Source organism: Marinicellulosiphila megalodicopiae (genome assembly GCF_045862395.1).
Lineage (GTDB): Bacteria > Pseudomonadota > Gammaproteobacteria > Pseudomonadales > Natronospirillaceae > Marinicellulosiphila > Marinicellulosiphila megalodicopiae.
In genome coordinates this window covers 2,205,802-2,222,348 of sequence record NZ_AP023087.1, presented here as the reverse complement: position 1 = coordinate 2,222,348, position 16,547 = coordinate 2,205,802, and the positions used below count along the sequence as shown (strand labels likewise).

The following is a 16,547-nucleotide window of genomic DNA, read 5'->3' as shown; positions in this document are numbered from 1 at the left end:
TATTTTTTGAATGATTTGATTAATAAATTTCAATAACTCATCCGATGCCGATCATCATTTACCTTTATCCCCTGTCCACCAAATTCAATTCTCACCTGCCCTTGAATGGCGGTATCTAATAATTCCATTTTTTGATTATTAACTTTATCAATCACACTAACATGGGGATGCCCAAAATGATTATCGAGGGCTCGTGACACTAATCCAAGTTCAGAATCATTCGCCAACAGCCATTTATCACTGGTTGAACTTTTTGATCCATGATGCCCCAACACAACCAAATCGACGGGTTCAATTAATTGATTTTGCATTAAATAATATTCACCGTATTTACTTAAATCACCACTGATTATGATTGATCCGAATTTTGATTTCACTTTTAATACACATGAATAATCGTTGTCATTATCGGATTGAAAGTCCATTAAATTTAACCATGTAAAACTGACTTCATCAAATTTTAAACTTTGTTGTGCTCTGCAGTTTTGTGATTCAAATTCAAATCTCTGTGGTTGTCCTGAATATTTTTTGTCAAACTTAATGGTTTGAACTAATTGGTGAGACGCAAATGCATGATCGCTGTCGTCGTGACTGAGCGCTAATATTCTGGTTGGTTTGTTGTGTTGTTTCAAATAGGGAATTAATACTCGGTTTACGGAATTGATTTTATCATTCAAGCCTGGTCCTACATCGACAATCCATTGTGTTGTTTTGGTTTCGATGATGATGGATTGTCCTTGCCCGACATCCATGGCTTTCACTATAAATTCGCCTTGTTTTTGTTGTTTTGGTGCAACTACAAATAACATTAAACCAAAGACACTCATCATTAAATATCGATGACTGATGTGGCATATAAAACTAAAGGCGGCTAACTCAAGTATGATTAATTGTAAAAGATCGATGTTGACTTCTACTTTTGTCACCACATTAAAGCGGGTTAATAACCACAACACAAATTGGCATAAATAGTTAACCATGGTTTGTAATATTTCAAAATCCAATATCATTAACACTAAACCTAGAGGCAGTAATAATAATGTAATGATGGGCACCAAAATTAAATTAATCAGTGACGATAAAAAATGTACAGATGTGCCCATAAACATCACAATGGGGGTCATGACTAAAAATATAACCCACTGAGTTTTGATTAATTGTTTGATGAAATTTAACGTTTTTTGTAAAAGATTGGGCGCTTGTGTTTTAACAGAAACTCGAATGGAAAAGTACATCATCAATCCCGTGACACAAATCACTGACATCCAAAATCCCATTGATAAAACCTGTGCAGGCATGATCAGTATCAAACCAATTAAGCTGTAGCTCCATATTAATAACAGGCGTAATTTTTGGTTGAATAACCACAATAACAGGGGAATAAACAACATTAATATGGCGCGTAGTGCCGGCGGGTTAAATTGCGCTAAGTAGCCGTAAAATAAAACCAAACCGATGACACACACTATTTGTATGTGTTTTCGCATTATCACGATGTTGATAGTTTGGCCATGATAGTGCAAAAATCTCACGGGTATGAGTTGAAATATTAATTGCCCCATTAACCAGGCAAGCCATGCGCTCACGCCAATGTGTAATCCGCTGACAACGATTAAGTGTACGGTTTGTGTATCGACAAATACGGCTTTGGTTTCGTCGCTTAATTGGGTTTGGTCGCCAAACAATATTGCCAATACCATGGCTTTGCTGTTTGTATCTAACTTTTGCATCGTTAAGATGCGCTGGCGTATTTTTTCACGAATGGAGGTTGTGTTATTTTTGCAATCGGTTAATTGTTCGACCACGCTTGCTTTTGCTTGAATGCCTTTTATAAAATTCCATTTTGCTGAATCAAAAATGTAGCGATTATTTTGTTGGCGTAATCTTGAAACCATCACTGTTGCATCAAATTGACAAAAATCAGGAATCAAATAATTTAAATCGGTATTGAGTTTTACCTTTGTTTTGATTGTTTTGCCTTCATGCTCGTATTGAATAATCGCTTCACTTACCTTTGAATAGTCATAGGTTACCCAGTGGTTTTTGACGACTATTTGCGCAGTCACTTTGATGGGTTCAGTTTGTTTAAATTGTTTCGCTGCATTTAAAAATAAGTGACTCCAATTAAACACAACGATCAAACTCATGACGATGATTGCTTGCCATTTTATGTTTAAAATCTTATGCAACACAACCAAACAGGCGCACACACTCATCCATAGGATTAACCCTAAAGTAAAAGTAATTGAGCTGTAATAAAAAATAAATACGCTGCCAATTAAACTTGTCAACGTGAGCAAAAGGGTAAACACCTGCTCTTCCTAGATTGTGTGTTTTTGTAAGTGTAGTGTGAATCTTAAAATTTACTTGAATTTAACAGAAATAAACAACCCCAATGTTTAAATGTAATAGGCAAAAAAAAGGCGGTCACCTAAAAAAGCGACCACCTCTAAACAAACAATTAACCTTTAAGTTAACATATCGGTATATGGATTAGTGGATGTTCCAAATCGAGTCAATCCAGAATCCAAACCCTGCGCCACAGACAGGAAGAAATCAGCATGAGACCTGAAATTATTGCCTTGGCGTGCATCTAAATATTGACCGGTTTTGAATGCGCCACCACCATTACCACACACCATATAAGGCATGTCGTTTGAGCGATGGTTATACATACTGAACTCTGAACAGGTCACAATTAATGTACTGTCAAACATGTTGCCATCACCATCTGGAATCGCTTTTAATTTTGTAATTAATTGCGCCAGTTTGCTGTAATACCAGCGATGTATACGTGCCTGGTTGCGACGACGATCTTGGGCAGGATCATGTCCTAAGTTATGATCATTTACATCCCCATTGCCTTCAAGACCTGGTACACCATTACCTGTGCCGTCTACTCTTGCAAAGTTACGATAGTGGTTTTTATCAATGGCGCCTTTGTCTGTACCAGAGCCACTAAATTGTAATAACGAAACGCGTGTACGATTCAATGCTAATGCAGCCACAGTGGTATCAATGGAAATATCCATTAATTTTTCGTAATTAACTGAGTCATTCCAATAGTATTTGCGATCGGTGACATTACCATTGGTATTTAGCCAGCCGTTTGGAATATCAAAACGCATATCAGGACCATTTTCCATGGCCATTTCTTCGTCTGCTTTAATCAGCGCTTGCGTTTGTTGTTCTAAATTAGTGAATGAATTTAACAACGCTTCGTATTTTAATCGAGCCTGTTCACCGCCCACGCATTTTACTGCCGCTAAGCGAGACTCCATTTGTTTTAAGACTTCTAACTGGGAGTGACGACTAGTAAAGCCTATGTCACCACCGCCACCGCCTGTGGGTGCAGGAATACCATCATTACCAAACACCGTTTTGTAAGTTTCCATCGGGTTCCAGTTAGCGTTACCTTTTGTGTTACCACCTATGGTACGTAATGGATTTAAATAATCTTCATTGGTGCCTTTAGTGTGAACGTGGTGTCCCCACATACCTGTATAAATAGAAGAAATCGGTGTGGATGCTTTGAATTTATCACCCAATATTTGATCAATACTGCCTTCTACTTTTTTACCGCCTGTTAGGGCGTTTTCAACCACTTGTTTATGTGGGTCATCCGCATCTGATCCGTTATTTTTAAAACCACTGTACATCGAAATTTCAGATTCAAACTCTTTTAAAGGTTGTATCACATAGCCCGCTTGACTGCTGTCTACGTAACTGCGAATTGAATTACCTTTTGACTGTACATTCTTCCCATTAATAGACGCATTCATATTAATATCAAGTGCGCCAGTGTTTGCAGGCCAAAACCCTTGTTGGGCACAGCCTTCTGGTACATACCAGAAGATCACTCGCTTGTGGCTGGTTGCCGCTAAAGCGCGCTCAACCATGGCCATTGATAAAGAGCTGGCTCCTGCAAATGCAGCAGTAGACTTTAATAAACTTCTTCGATTTAGGTTAAAGTTTTTCATTATAATTCCCCTGCTGTACACGCTAATGCTGTGGATTGATCTGAGTAAACGTATTTATAAACATCACTGCTTACTAATGCACCAATAGTCGCATTTAGTGTGCCTTCATTTACAAGGGCATCTTGAACTTGAGCAAAGCTGTCTTGTTCAGAGGCTTTTACATCGCGACCTAAAGCAAAGCGGAATAATTGTTTGCTGACACATTGTTTAAAGGCTACAGAATCTTCAAGTGCTGATGAGAAATCTACAACCCCTTCAAAAGTAGCGGCTGCATCCACATCCATATACAAACCACCGTGTAATTCAGCGCTTTCAAAACGCTTACCAAAATCATCGTATAAATCAAACATACGACCAATTGGGTCAACCACTGAGTGACAACCTTTACATGACGGATGCACACCACGATCACTGACTTCACTAGCTAATGCGACTGATTGCTCAGGTGGTGGCGGTGGTGGCATTTGCTCACAGAACAAACGTTCATAAACAATTTTGCCTCGAAAGATCGTATTCACATCACGGCCATGTGCACCATTGTGATATAAGAAACTGGCGTGGGTTAAAATACCTTGACGACCCACACCATCTGGAAACTCATATTTAGCCCAATCGGTCATGGGTGGAACCACACCATAATGCTCGGCTAAGGTTGCATCAATGAAGCTGTATTTAGCCGTAAATAACTCAGTAAACGGTAAGTTGTTATCAAGGATATATTCAACAAACAAACGCGTTTCAATTTGCATGGCATCTTTTAATGCCATACCCGATGGCACAGCAATCGCATCACAACGTCCGCCGTCACACATACAAATACTTGCGTTTGATCCTGAGTTTTGACAATCATAACTTTGCGCTACACCAGGGAAAGAAGCTTGGCATTGACTGGTTGCGTTACATTGATCGCCAGCAATGGGCGTTGAAGGTGCTGAAGGTGTGATTTCAGGCACATCCACTGCAATACGTAACCACTGAGCTACAAACTGCCAAACCATTTCTTTATATGCGTCTTCGTTCATTAAACGGTTTGTTTGGTCATTGATGATATTGACGTCATCCACTATGCCAACTTGATTAGAAATCAATGGCGCATCTGGGGAATTATCAACCAACATAAAGGACAAACGGTTAATAAACTCACGATCCGTTAATTTAGCTTTACCAAAAGCACTTCTGTCAGATCCAAATTCCATTTGGTAAACCATACGGTCATCCACTAATGCAAACGTTAATGCCGTGGCTAACGCTGCTTGCTCATCCGCACCTGCATTTCGTGCCGCTGCAATGGTAAGGCCAACGGATTCTTTATCTGAATCTAGGTATGTATTTTCACGATACAATATTTTGAGTGCACCTTGAATATGGGCCGTTACACAGTTACGCGGGCTCACATCCCAATCACATAGATCAACCAGCTGGTTTGCTAATTCATCAGCAAGGGTTTGTGAACTACCCAGTAATGAGCTGAAGTCCGCTGACTTATCTGCCGCATTATTTGAATAAGCGCTAAATGGACCTGAGGTATCTTCTAAGAATGTTGCAACCGGTAAATTATCAACGGCAAACGCACGCATTACGGTATTGATGTACTCACGTTTGGTTAAACGAAATTGTGGGCTGACAATTTTACCTGCAGATAATGTTTTTAAACCAGTACAACCTGTTACACCGACTTTTGAACCTTCAGGTGTGGCAGGACAATTGTCCGCAACATCCGCAATGCCGTCATTATCAGTATCAATATTACGCACACGCTCAGAACAGCCAATTAAATAACCAGACGTGGCAACCGTGGCAACTTCATCTTCACGGGTATTTTCACATTGATCTAAAGGTAATAATATACCATCGCCATCTTTATCTAATTGCGCATTAGAACAACCCTGCTCGTTAACTGAAACATTTGGGGTTGTACCTGGACAGCTGTCTAATTTGTCATCGACCCCGTCAGAGTCACCATCGTTGGTCAACTCACCTAGAATGTTAATGCCCACAATACTTGCGTTGTTAACAATACCTTCTAAGAAGATAGTGACGTTTTGATCAGCAATTGTAATGTTTTCGAACGTCTCAAACCCTGCGTAGTTTTTACCACCTGTTTTTACAAACGGATCGTAACCGGTTAATACTTTAACGCCTTCGATAGATGCATCAATTTCACGTTTGCCTGCTTCAGTAAAAAACACTTCTGAAAAGTGTAACTCAACAGAATACACACCGTTTGGTACAGGTATGGTGTAGGTTAAGTTTTTACCCCAACGTTCTTTACGATATAGCTGGTCATCATCAGTATTTAACACATCAAAGGTCAGTTCACCCATTGTTGAACCTAATGAGCCTTCATAGTAAGTTTCTTGGTCGGCTTTATATTTCACGCCAGCTTGAGTAGTAAATGCATCACCACCTACGTTTATTGCGTAAACGCTGCCTGTTGTGCCGTTTTTCACCACACAACCTGTGTGATCGATGCTTTTTAAATCTTCAGAATTGGTTTTTAAACACATATCTTCATCATCTGAAATACCATCAAAATCACCATCATCGACTTTTGAATAAAACGCTTCGTTCATGAAACTGGCAATATCACTAGAGCAGCTTGTTGAGGCAGATTCACCACATAGATTTGAATTACCATAAGGCATTTGTTGGCTGATATACGTCGTTAAAGCACCTAAGTCTTGGCAATTAACCGTAATACAAATACCGTTAATGGTTCCGCCACCGTTACCACCTTGGCCTTCATTACCATGACAATCGGCACAGCTTTTATCGCCACCTAATTTAGAGAAGTAATTTTCAAAACCACGGTCATAAGAAGAACAACCATCAGAGCCGACCACATCTTTAAAACTTGCTGGTGTATTTGGACAAGCATCATTGGGTATTAGCACACCGTCATTATCCGCATCGTCGCCACCTGTTGTATCAGCACAACCTTGAGCGTTAACCGTGCTGCCTAATGCTGTATTTGGGCAGGTATCTAAATTGTCGTTTACACCATCGTTGTCTGAATCTTTTTGTACATCAGCACATCCGTCAGCATCAACAGATAAACCCTGTGGCGTATTTAGACATTGATCCACATTATCAGATATACCATCTTCGTCAGCATCTTTTGGTGGCTGAACAATATGTTTAATCATGTATTTTGAAATAGTGTCCGCACAATTATTTTCAATAGTACAAATTTCTGGTTTGGTTTTTGGCATGTCCGTCACCATATATGCAGTTAATTTTTCTAAATCTGTACAATCTACAAGCACACAAATATCCAAAGGTGTGTCATAAAGAGATTTAGGTGTATCTGCAAACCCTTTGCCTTCTGTGCCATGGCATAACTGACAGTTTTGAGTAGAATCCTTAAAGAAACGCTCACCTATTTGAATATCTGAGCAGCCTTTATTGTCGGCTACTTCATCTAAAGAGGTGTTAGCGCAATCATCTAATGAGTTTTGGATACCATCTAAATCCGAATCCATAGCCACATCGACTTTACAGCCATTTACACCGACAATTGTATTTAAAGGGGTATTTGGGCACAGGTCTTGTTCATCGAACACCCCATCTAAATCCGCATCCATCGCTGCATTAACTATGCAGCCTCGTGCATCTACAGGAGAGTTTAGAGGTGTTTGAGGGCACTGATCAGCATTGTCCAGAACACCATCCATATCCTTATCTTCATTAGATACTATCAATGGGCAGCCTGTTGCATCTACAGCAGTATTTAATGGAGTGTTAAGACATTGATCAATATCATCTGCTATTAGGTCTTTATCTAAATCTACAAATGAGCCTAGTTGGGTACTAGTTTGAGTGTCTGTATTGGAGTCTGTATTGGAGGTTTCTAATGCTGGATCCACCCCACAACTTGCTAAAAATAGACTTAATAGCACTATTTTAAGCATGGTTACAAATGTATTTTTATTCATTGTTATTCTCCGAAAGTGGAACTCTTTTTTGATGTAAGCGCTTACATATAAGATACAAAAATAACCGACATTGATCGCCGGTAAATACATTGTAATCGCTTACACAATTGTTACAAAAAAGGTAACTAAGAGTTAAAAATGAATCATAGTGTAAAAATTAATAAATTAGTGAGAAGCAATTTGCAAATTGATCAGTTTTCTAAATTTAAATGCGAACATTCATTTCAAGAATATTTAGCATTAAACCGTCAGAAGTTTTAACAACTATTACGTTTGATTAACTTTAAACCTAAGCATTCATGCTTTGCAGTAATTGGCCTGTCTTCAACTATATCGATAATGCGGTTAACAAGCGCTTTACCCGCCTCGAACCCATCTTGTGAAATAGTAGTTAATGACGGGTTGTTTACAGCTGCACCATCAATATCATCAAACCCAACAATTTTAATATCTTCAGGAATTCTAAGCCCTTTGTTTTGAATTGCGTTCATTGCTGATAAAGCTAATACATCGGCACTTGCAAATACACCATCAATTGTAGGGTCACTCTCTAATAAGCGATTCATCTGATTAAAACCACTATGCGGAAAATAATGCTCAAAACTGATATTGGATTCTTTAAGAGTCATTCCTTGTTTTTCAATATACTGCTTAAAACCTGTTAATCGCCCTTGAGCTTCAAAGGCAGTATCATTACCGCCTATATAAGCTAAATTTTTGCAACCTGCATCAATCAAGGCTTCAGCAGCAATTTCCCCACCTAATATTTCATCACTAGCTAACCAATGGAAAGGGTTGGATCGACTGCCCCCCCAAAATACAACCGGGAACTCATCATCAACAATAGGATCATTTGCCCAATCATTAGCATCACCACCATAAATGATAATGCCATCGGCTTTTTTAGAGCGAACAGCTTGTACTAATTTCGCATTTTTTTTATTTTCAAAATTGCTAACTAAAAGCTCTTTGTCTAATTTTCCAACTTGACTCAAAATACCTGAAAATACTTTCAAGAAGAAAGGATCGCTTGCAATCGGAGCCGAATTAGGGAGGTTATAGGTAAATATTGGTAAAAATAAAGCAATTGTGTTGCTTTTTTGGCGACTTAATAGTTTAGCGCTGTGGTTGACTGCATATTTATGCTCGTTAGCAATTTCAATGATCCTTAGTTTCGTGGATTCCTTAATTGAAGTACTATCACTTAATGCCCTTGAAACTGTAGCAGTTGAAACACCAGCATACATTGCGATATCTTCGATGGTCACTTTTTTGATTTGCTTGCTCATAAATACATTCTTAATACAATTAATTAATAAAATATATATAGTTTCTTTACAAATAAACTATAAATCACTTAAATAACATGACATTTTAACTCGATTTAATGCGTAGTCCTAATAAAATTTTAAACAAATGCTACCCATTACTATATTCCAACCAATAATCGATCAACTTTAAAATAATAAAATATAAATGCCATATCACTGCTTACTTAAACATCTTACAAACCACACTTAAAAACAGGTATCATTGGTGGATATTTTTAAATTACAAAATCATGACAAACATAAATACTAAATATGATATCGCAATTATTGGCGCGGGCATGGTTGGGCTATGCACTTTAATCGCTCTTTCTGAATTAATCAAAAAGGGTGCGAGAATCATTATTATTGATCCTGCAAGCCCACCTACATTAAGTAAAGATGGTTTAAGCTCACCGAGCTTTGATGATCGAGCCACTGCATTATCACTAGCAAGTACGTTGTATCTTGAGCAAATTGGAATTTGGTCATTTATCAAACCCTTTGCTCAACCGATTTTAGATATTGAAGTGTCGAGTTTTGGTCAAGTTGGTCTAACGCAATTAAATCACAAACAAGCCAATACCGATGCGTTTGGATATATCGTTTCAAACAAACACATCGGCCAAGCGTTGTTGCAAGTTTGCTCAAACATCACACAAGTTGATTACCTTTATGAGCAACAGGTTCAAGACATCACCAAGACGCACGCTAGTGACTATCCTTATGAATGCTTGATAACAAATGGCCAAAGCATACAAGCCAGATTAACACTATTAACCGATGGTGGTCGATCAGAGCTAAAAGAAAAACTAAAATTTAAAGACGAAACGTTTGATTATCAAAAAGTCGCGGTTGTGAGCAATGTACAAACCCAAAACCCACATAACGGCAAAGCATTTGAGCGTTTTGATCAATCGGGGCCTATTGCGTTATTGCCGTTTCATCAAGACAATTTAAGCGCTTTGGTGTGGACAATGGGTGCAGATAAATTAGACGATTTTTTACAAACCAGTGACACAGACAAACTGGCGCTTTTAAATCAACGCTTTGGCAGACGCTTAGGCCAAATCAATCAAATAGGCAACATTGCACACTACCCCCTTAAACTGAGCATGTGCAAAGAACAAGTTAGACCCGGCCTTATATTATTAGGCAACAGCGCTTGTGCGTTGCACCCTGTTGCTGGCCAAGGGTTTAATTTGGCGTTATTTGCGGTTAAAGCATTAACACAACGACTTAATAAACAATCTATTGAACAGATCAATCATTTACCAATGCTAATGGATTACCAACAATCTGTATGGCCACGCCAACAAATGATGAGTCAATTTAGCCACCAAATGGTGCAAAGTTTTGAATCGAGCAATCCTCTAGTTCGTACGACTCGTTCTGTTTTATTAAGTATTTTAGAATCTCACACCATTGCAAAAGGCGTATTTAGCCGTTTTGCCATGGGTTTATAAAAAGGGTTGAGTATGCATTTTGATGTCATTATTTGTGGTGCCGGTTTAATCGGATTATCAATGGCCAACGCATTAGATCAAGCAGGGTTAAAGTGCGCGATTGTTGAGCAGCGCATCATTGAATCTAACTTACCAGACACATACAGCAATCGTGTCAGTGCGTTAACTGAGTTAAGTCAAAAGTGGCTTGAACACACAAAAGCCTGGGAATCGATTCAACCTTACGCATGTGCATACCAATCCATGTACGTGTATGACGGCGAAGGCACACAACACGTTGAGTTCAGTGCGTCTGACTTACCCTGTGAGCACTTAGGTCATATTGTCGAAAACGATCGAATGATTGATGCGTTGATTCAAAATATGGGCAATTTAGAACGATTCGAACATACAAAAGTGTTGAGTATTAGCGATCTTTCAACGGACAATTTAAGAACCATCGAATTAGATAACGGACAGTTTTTAACCACTGAATTAATTATTGGTGCGGATTCAAAACATTCCACGATTCGTAATCTTGCAAAATTACCGACTAAAACTTGGTCGTATAATCAAACGGCGATTGTTTCGACAGTAAAAGTAAAAACGCCTGAACAATTTTCAGATCAACCCAATAAAACCTGCTGGCAAAATTTTACATACTGCGGGCCATTGGCCTTTTTGCCGTTGCATGATCAAACCGAGCATTCAAACGAAGAATCATTTTATAGCATTGTGTGGTCGGTAGATGACGAACAGTTAGAATCGTTTGGCCAAAAATCATTAATCGACCAACTTCGACTGCACGCACCCAAACAATTAGGTGAAATTTTAGAGGTTTGCGATCAAGCGCAATTTCCATTAAACGCCCTTGCTTGCCAAAGTTACATCCAAGCAGGCATAGCCATTATTGGCGATGCGGCACACAGTATTCACCCACTTGCAGGTCAAGGTGCTAACTTAGGTTTTGCCGATGCGAAAGCATTATTTGAAACCATTGTTTCAGCAAAAGAAAATGAATTAAATTTGGGACACCCAACATTATTAAAACGCTTTGAGCGTAATAGAAAATTACCCAACCAAATCATGCAAGGGGCAATGGAAGGATTTAAACGAGGGTTTAAAGGACAGAATCCGATGCAAGTTTTGATTCGAAATGAAGCGATGGCACTCACAAACCACCCTTTATTTCCAAAAGATTGGATATTAAAACACGCCATGGCGCGCGATTAATTAGACGGTTTTCGCTCAAAGGATTGAGCACAAGACAAACAGATGCAGGACTTATTTTTTGCAGATTTAGGTAATTCATCAATCAATGCTTTTGGGAATTTTAAATCTGGATTCATGCACCAACAATCTTTTTTTGTTTTGTCTTTTGATATTGCTAGAGAACATTGATTTTCTTTTTGGCATTTTGGGCAGAGTGTTGGGTTATGAGTTTTCATAATCAAATTACATCTATTTCTGGGACATCCACAATCATATCCGTAACCCCTACATCCACTCCTAGTTGGCTAAACAACGTACTCACCTGCCCTCGATGATGAGTCTGATGATTGAACATATGCATTAACACTAAACAAAAATGTTTATTAGATTCAACACCTTTTGAATTTGTATACGTTAAATTCGAATTAATATCTAATTCCGTTAATTCTTGTACAAAAGACACAATACATCGATCAATTAATTTTCTTAAATGAAACAACCCTTTTAAATCATAAAAAAGAATAGTTTCTAAACTTTGAGGTAGTGACAATTGTCGAATCGGCTCCAAACTTTGAAATAATTCCTCATGTTCACCAAATCGTTTTAGCCAAAATATATCGCCAACTGCAATATGATTTAAAGTGTGATTGATGGATCCAAAAAATGCCCCCATGTTTTTGTTGTATTCTTCATTTTTTAATTTTCGAGCAGCAGTATAAATTTGTTTATTCATTCTTAGATTGTAATTTGCGTACAATTCAAACATGGGTATATTCATTTTTTACCTTTCTTTTTATATTTTTAATGCTTGAAAAATATTTTACAAAAAAAAAACCAAATACTTAGATTTGGTTTTTTGATTTCATTTGTATTTATTCAGAGCCATTCGAACTGTTTTCAGTTTAAGGTAACCCACTCTTCTGCCGCCGTTGGGTGAATCCCTATAACTGAATCAAAGTCATGCTTAGTTGCGCCCATTTTAATGGCAACCGCAAACCCTTGAAGCATTTCACCTGCATCTTGACCGCACATGTGCCAGCCCAACACTTTTTGACTTTGTTTTTCTACGATTAGCTTCATGTACATTCTGCTGGTATCACCTGAAATGGTATTGGACATCGGTCTGAAATTACTTTCATAAACTTGAATGTCGTTTTCTTTTTCAGCTTGTTCTTGAGTCATGCCGACCGTTCCAATATTTGGCTGACAGAAAACAGCAGTTGGAATATTGTTGTAATCAATTTTGGCGCTTGTTGCTCCTTGATACCAATAACCAATAAGGCCCATTGCTTCTTTAATGGCAACAGGAGTTAATTGTACTTTACCGATAACATCACCAATGGCGTAAATATCTTTAATATTGGTTTGGTAGTTTTCATCGACTTGAATGGCTCGGGTTTTGGTTAACTCAATGCCCAAATCTTTTAGACCTAAATTATCAACGGCTGTGGTGCGACCGGTGGCTAATAATATTTCATCGTAAGATTTGATTTGACCGTCTTTGAATGTGACTTGTTTTTTACCGTCTTTTTCAATAACACGTTCAATGCCGTTTTCAAATAAAATATTGATGCCTTGCTCTTGCATTTGCTGCGTTAAAAAATCAACCGTTGAGCGATCAAACTCATTTAAAATAGTATTTTTACGGCTTAATATATCAACATTTGTGCCCATACCATTAAACACACCAGCAAACTCGACGGCTATGTAACCTGCACCTACAATCAGTAAATCTTTTGGTTGTGTCGGTAAATAAAACACATCGTCAGAGGTAATACATAAATCGTTGCCTGTAAATTCAGGCACAAATGGCTGACCACCAACTGCGATCAAAATACGTTTTGCTCGAATCCGTTTATCGCCTACTTTGACGACATTAGGCTCAATTAAATGAGCGCGTTGTTTAAATAATGTCACACCAGAATTGTCTAATAAATTCCCATAAATGCCATTGAGTCTTAGAATTTCAGCGTTTTTCTTTTCAATAAATGCAGGCCAATCAAATTCGCCAATACTTGCATCCCAACCATACCCCTGTGCGTTTTTAACTTGTTGCGGATAGCTTGATGCATACACCATTAATTTTTTAGGCACGCAACCTACGTTAACACAGGTGCCACCAAGGGCTTTTTCTTCCGCGATGCCGACCTTAATGCCTTCTGTTGCTGCTTTTCTTGCTGCTCTAACGCCACCAGAACCTGCACCAATGACAAATAAATCAAAATCAAACTCGCTCATGTTTACCCTTATTTTGTATGTATAAAATTTTAAGACAGGCTAAAGTGTTTGATCAGTAGATTCAAGTGTATTCATTTGAATCCAATGCACATTTAGCCTGGTTGTTTGCCTATTTTACTTTTTTAAATAATCTAAAACCGTATCGGCATCGGACACTTCAAATGGATCTGTTGGGCAGTTATCTGAATAACCGTCTTCGATGAACATTTTTTCAATCTTGCCATCGTTGACAACCATGGCATAACGCCAGCTGCGCATACCAAATCCAAGATTAGATTTGTCCACTAACATACCCATTTTACGAGTGAACTCACCGTTGCCGTCTGGTAATAAAAATACATGGTTAGCATTTTGGCCTTTGCCCCATTGATACATCACAAACGCATCATTAACCGAAACACAGACAACTTGATCCACACCCTGTGCTTTAAATTCGTCATGTAGCGCTTCATAACGCGGTAAGTGACTGGTCGAACAGGTTGGCGTAAAAGCGCCTGGCAATGAAAATACAACTACTTTTTTACCTTTGAATACATCATCAGTACTTACATCTTTCCATTCGAAAGGGTTTTGTGTTTGTAATGCTTCGTTACGTACGCGTGTTTTAAATACAACTTGAGGAACTTGAGTAATCATTATTTTTTATCTCTTGTGGGTGAATGACGAAAAACAGTATGCGCTCATTTTTTAATTCTTTAAAATTTATTAAACCGAATAAGTCATTCAGTTTTTTAGAACTACCAAACTTGCTTGCATCCCAAACTATAGATGAGTATTTTAACAAGCCAAATAACAAGTATGGTTTTGGAGTAATTTTATATGATGACGATCACCACCCCTGCACTATTGTTTCCAGCGATTTCATTATTGATGCTGGCTTACACCAACCGATTTATCGTCATTGGCCAGCTAATAAGATCGCTAATTGAACAACGCGATGAAACGAACCATTTACAAATTACTCGTCAGATCAAACATTTAAAATTGAGAATTTTAATTATTCGCTATACACAGATGACAGGCATTGTGTCATTCATCCTATGCACCATTTCAATGATGTGTTTGTTAGAGCAATGGCAAACCGCTGGCGTTACAATATTAACGGCAAGTTTGGTCAGTTTGATTGTATCTTTGCTGCTTTGTTTGTACGAAGTGTACATATCGGGCATTGCATTGAATATTCAACTTGAAGTGTTAAAAGATCCTAAGAAATAAAATACGAAGGAAACACCTGGGTTATATTTTGAAAAATAGGCCAGTAACATAACTGTTTAAATCAAATAATAACGAGAATGAATATGTCAGATGGTAGAGAGCGAGCTCATATTGAGATTGGCGATTGCGTAAAAGTGGTTTTGAAACAAGACCAGCGCAGCAACAAATTGACAGAAGGTGTGGTTTCAAAGTTTTTAACAAAATCGGCCTTTCATCCACATGGCATAAAAGTCATGTTAGAAGATGGGCAAGTGGGTCGAGTTAAAGAGGTTGTTTCTTAAGAGTTTGGCGTGTAATAAATGCACTTGAAGTAATTCATGTGCATTTATGTACTTATTTTGGCATTACTGGAAAGAAGTAGACTTTATTAACTTACCGCTCTTTACTGGCAAAGCTCATAAATATCTTGATTATTTTTATTAAAACAAAATCCTAGATCTACACCTTCTGTTTCAAACCATTCAATCAATGTTGCATAACCTGAATAAAATTGATCGTATTTATATCGTTCAGGATCTAAGAAATCTCGGCTGTCATACATTTCAGTGATAACAGATCGATTTTTAAAATCTTCTAGTTGGTAATTTGCACCTTGTTGTAATAAGTAAAGTGTAATGTCGAAATTATTGTAAGTGATAGCAGATTTTGTTGCATAATAGCCATATTCTGGTGTTTGAAAATCTATTTGAGCTCCTACCTGCAATAATAGTTTCACTAGTTTTAATTGTTCATCATCCCAATAAACAGCATCCATCAACGGCGTTGAAGGACCTGAACCCGTTAACAGGTCGGGGTTCGCACCAACTTCTAAAAGTGCTTCTAAATAGTCATATTCTGAACGTGAAATAATATGAGAAATCATAGCCTCATCACCACCTAAACCAAAATATAGATCAGGATTTGCTCCCTTTGCTAACAGATATTTAAAACCGATTAAACTCTCCATTTTAAATGCCCAAACTAATAATGAATAACCATTATTACCAGTGGCATTTACATTTGCACCTTGGTTGATAAGTTCATCCATCTTCTGAGTATCACCTTCACCAGCAGCGGTTGCTAATTTGGCGGTTAATTTATCTGGATAAATATCTTCGACTTCATAACCATTAAAATAACCTGATCGACCAGATTCAGTATTCAAGACATCACAAGATGTTGAAATTAAAAGAATTAAGCTAAATGCTAGCAATCTAATCTTAGGTCTCATTTTAT

The 16,547-nt window shown here is 38.0% G+C and carries 13 protein-coding genes; 4 read left to right on the top strand and 9 right to left on the bottom strand.

What is annotated here, in order from left to right; genetic code table 11:
• Window positions 1–29: 29 nt before the first annotated feature.
• From TYM08_RS09335 to TYM08_RS09320, 4 genes are all read right to left on the bottom strand, one after another.
• Entirely contained in the window at window positions 30–2,300 is a 2,271-nt protein-coding gene (locus TYM08_RS09335) for a DNA internalization-related competence protein ComEC/Rec2 (protein ID WP_422382704.1), read from the bottom strand.
• A gap of 168 nt (window positions 2,301–2,468) precedes the next feature.
• The gene (locus TYM08_RS09330) at window positions 2,469–3,980 is read right to left on the bottom strand and encodes a DUF1552 domain-containing protein (RefSeq protein WP_422382703.1); all 1,512 of its coding nucleotides are present in this window, start codon (window positions 3,978–3,980) and stop codon (window positions 2,469–2,471) included.
• A complete protein-coding gene (locus TYM08_RS09325) occupies window positions 3,980–7,915 on the bottom strand; it encodes a malectin domain-containing carbohydrate-binding protein (protein ID WP_422382702.1) in 3,936 nt (1,311 codons plus the stop codon). Before TYM08_RS09325 ends, TYM08_RS09330 begins: the two co-directional genes overlap by 1 nt.
• A 257-nt stretch (window positions 7,916–8,172) precedes the next feature.
• Window positions 8,173–9,204 (bottom strand): LacI family DNA-binding transcriptional regulator, encoded by a 1,032-nt coding sequence (locus tag TYM08_RS09320; RefSeq protein ID WP_422382701.1) that lies wholly within the window; start codon window positions 9,202–9,204, stop codon window positions 8,173–8,175.
• Between the two features lie 272 nt (window positions 9,205–9,476).
• Between TYM08_RS09320 and TYM08_RS09315 the strand changes: the two genes are divergently transcribed.
• Entirely contained in the window at window positions 9,477–10,688 is a 1,212-nt protein-coding gene (locus tag TYM08_RS09315; protein ID WP_422382700.1) for an FAD-dependent monooxygenase, read from the top strand.
• A 12-nt stretch (window positions 10,689–10,700) separates the two neighbouring features.
• Window positions 10,701–11,900: an FAD-dependent monooxygenase gene (locus tag TYM08_RS09310; protein WP_422382699.1), complete on the top strand. Its 1,200-nt coding sequence runs from the start codon at window positions 10,701–10,703 to the stop codon at window positions 11,898–11,900.
• Here the strand turns inward: TYM08_RS09310 and TYM08_RS09305 are convergent.
• From TYM08_RS09305 to TYM08_RS09290, 4 genes are all read right to left on the bottom strand, one after another.
• Complete coding sequence (locus tag TYM08_RS09305; protein WP_422382698.1) at window positions 11,897–12,115, bottom strand: cysteine-rich CWC family protein; 219 nt, start codon at window positions 12,113–12,115, stop codon at window positions 11,897–11,899. The two genes, TYM08_RS09310 and TYM08_RS09305, sit on opposite strands and share 4 nt — an antisense overlap.
• Before the next feature lie 2 nt (window positions 12,116–12,117).
• Complete coding sequence (locus tag TYM08_RS09300) at window positions 12,118–12,657, bottom strand: DinB family protein (protein ID WP_422382697.1); 540 nt, start codon at window positions 12,655–12,657, stop codon at window positions 12,118–12,120.
• Between the two features lie 119 nt (window positions 12,658–12,776).
• On the bottom strand, window positions 12,777–14,117 hold the full coding sequence (gene gorA, locus TYM08_RS09295) for a glutathione-disulfide reductase (protein WP_422382696.1): 1,341 nt from the start codon (window positions 14,115–14,117) through the stop codon (window positions 12,777–12,779).
• Window positions 14,118–14,231: 114 nt separating this feature from the next.
• Window positions 14,232–14,753: a peroxiredoxin gene (locus TYM08_RS09290; RefSeq protein WP_422382695.1), complete on the bottom strand. Its 522-nt coding sequence runs from the start codon at window positions 14,751–14,753 to the stop codon at window positions 14,232–14,234.
• A 183-nt stretch (window positions 14,754–14,936) separates the two neighbouring features.
• Here TYM08_RS09290 and TYM08_RS09285 point away from each other — a divergent pair, with 183 nt between their 5' ends.
• Window positions 14,937–15,332: a DUF2721 domain-containing protein gene (locus TYM08_RS09285; RefSeq protein WP_422382694.1), complete on the top strand. Its 396-nt coding sequence runs from the start codon at window positions 14,937–14,939 to the stop codon at window positions 15,330–15,332.
• Window positions 15,333–15,415: 83 nt separating this feature from the next.
• Window positions 15,416–15,613, top strand: a complete 198-nt coding sequence (locus TYM08_RS09280) for a YwbE family protein (protein WP_422382693.1) — start codon at window positions 15,416–15,418, stop codon at window positions 15,611–15,613.
• A gap of 101 nt (window positions 15,614–15,714) precedes the next feature.
• Here the strand turns inward: TYM08_RS09280 and TYM08_RS09275 are convergent, their stop codons facing one another.
• The gene (locus TYM08_RS09275; RefSeq protein WP_422382692.1) at window positions 15,715–16,542 is read right to left on the bottom strand and encodes an ankyrin repeat domain-containing protein; all 828 of its coding nucleotides are present in this window, start codon (window positions 16,540–16,542) and stop codon (window positions 15,715–15,717) included.
• Window positions 16,543–16,547 lie beyond the last annotated feature (5 nt).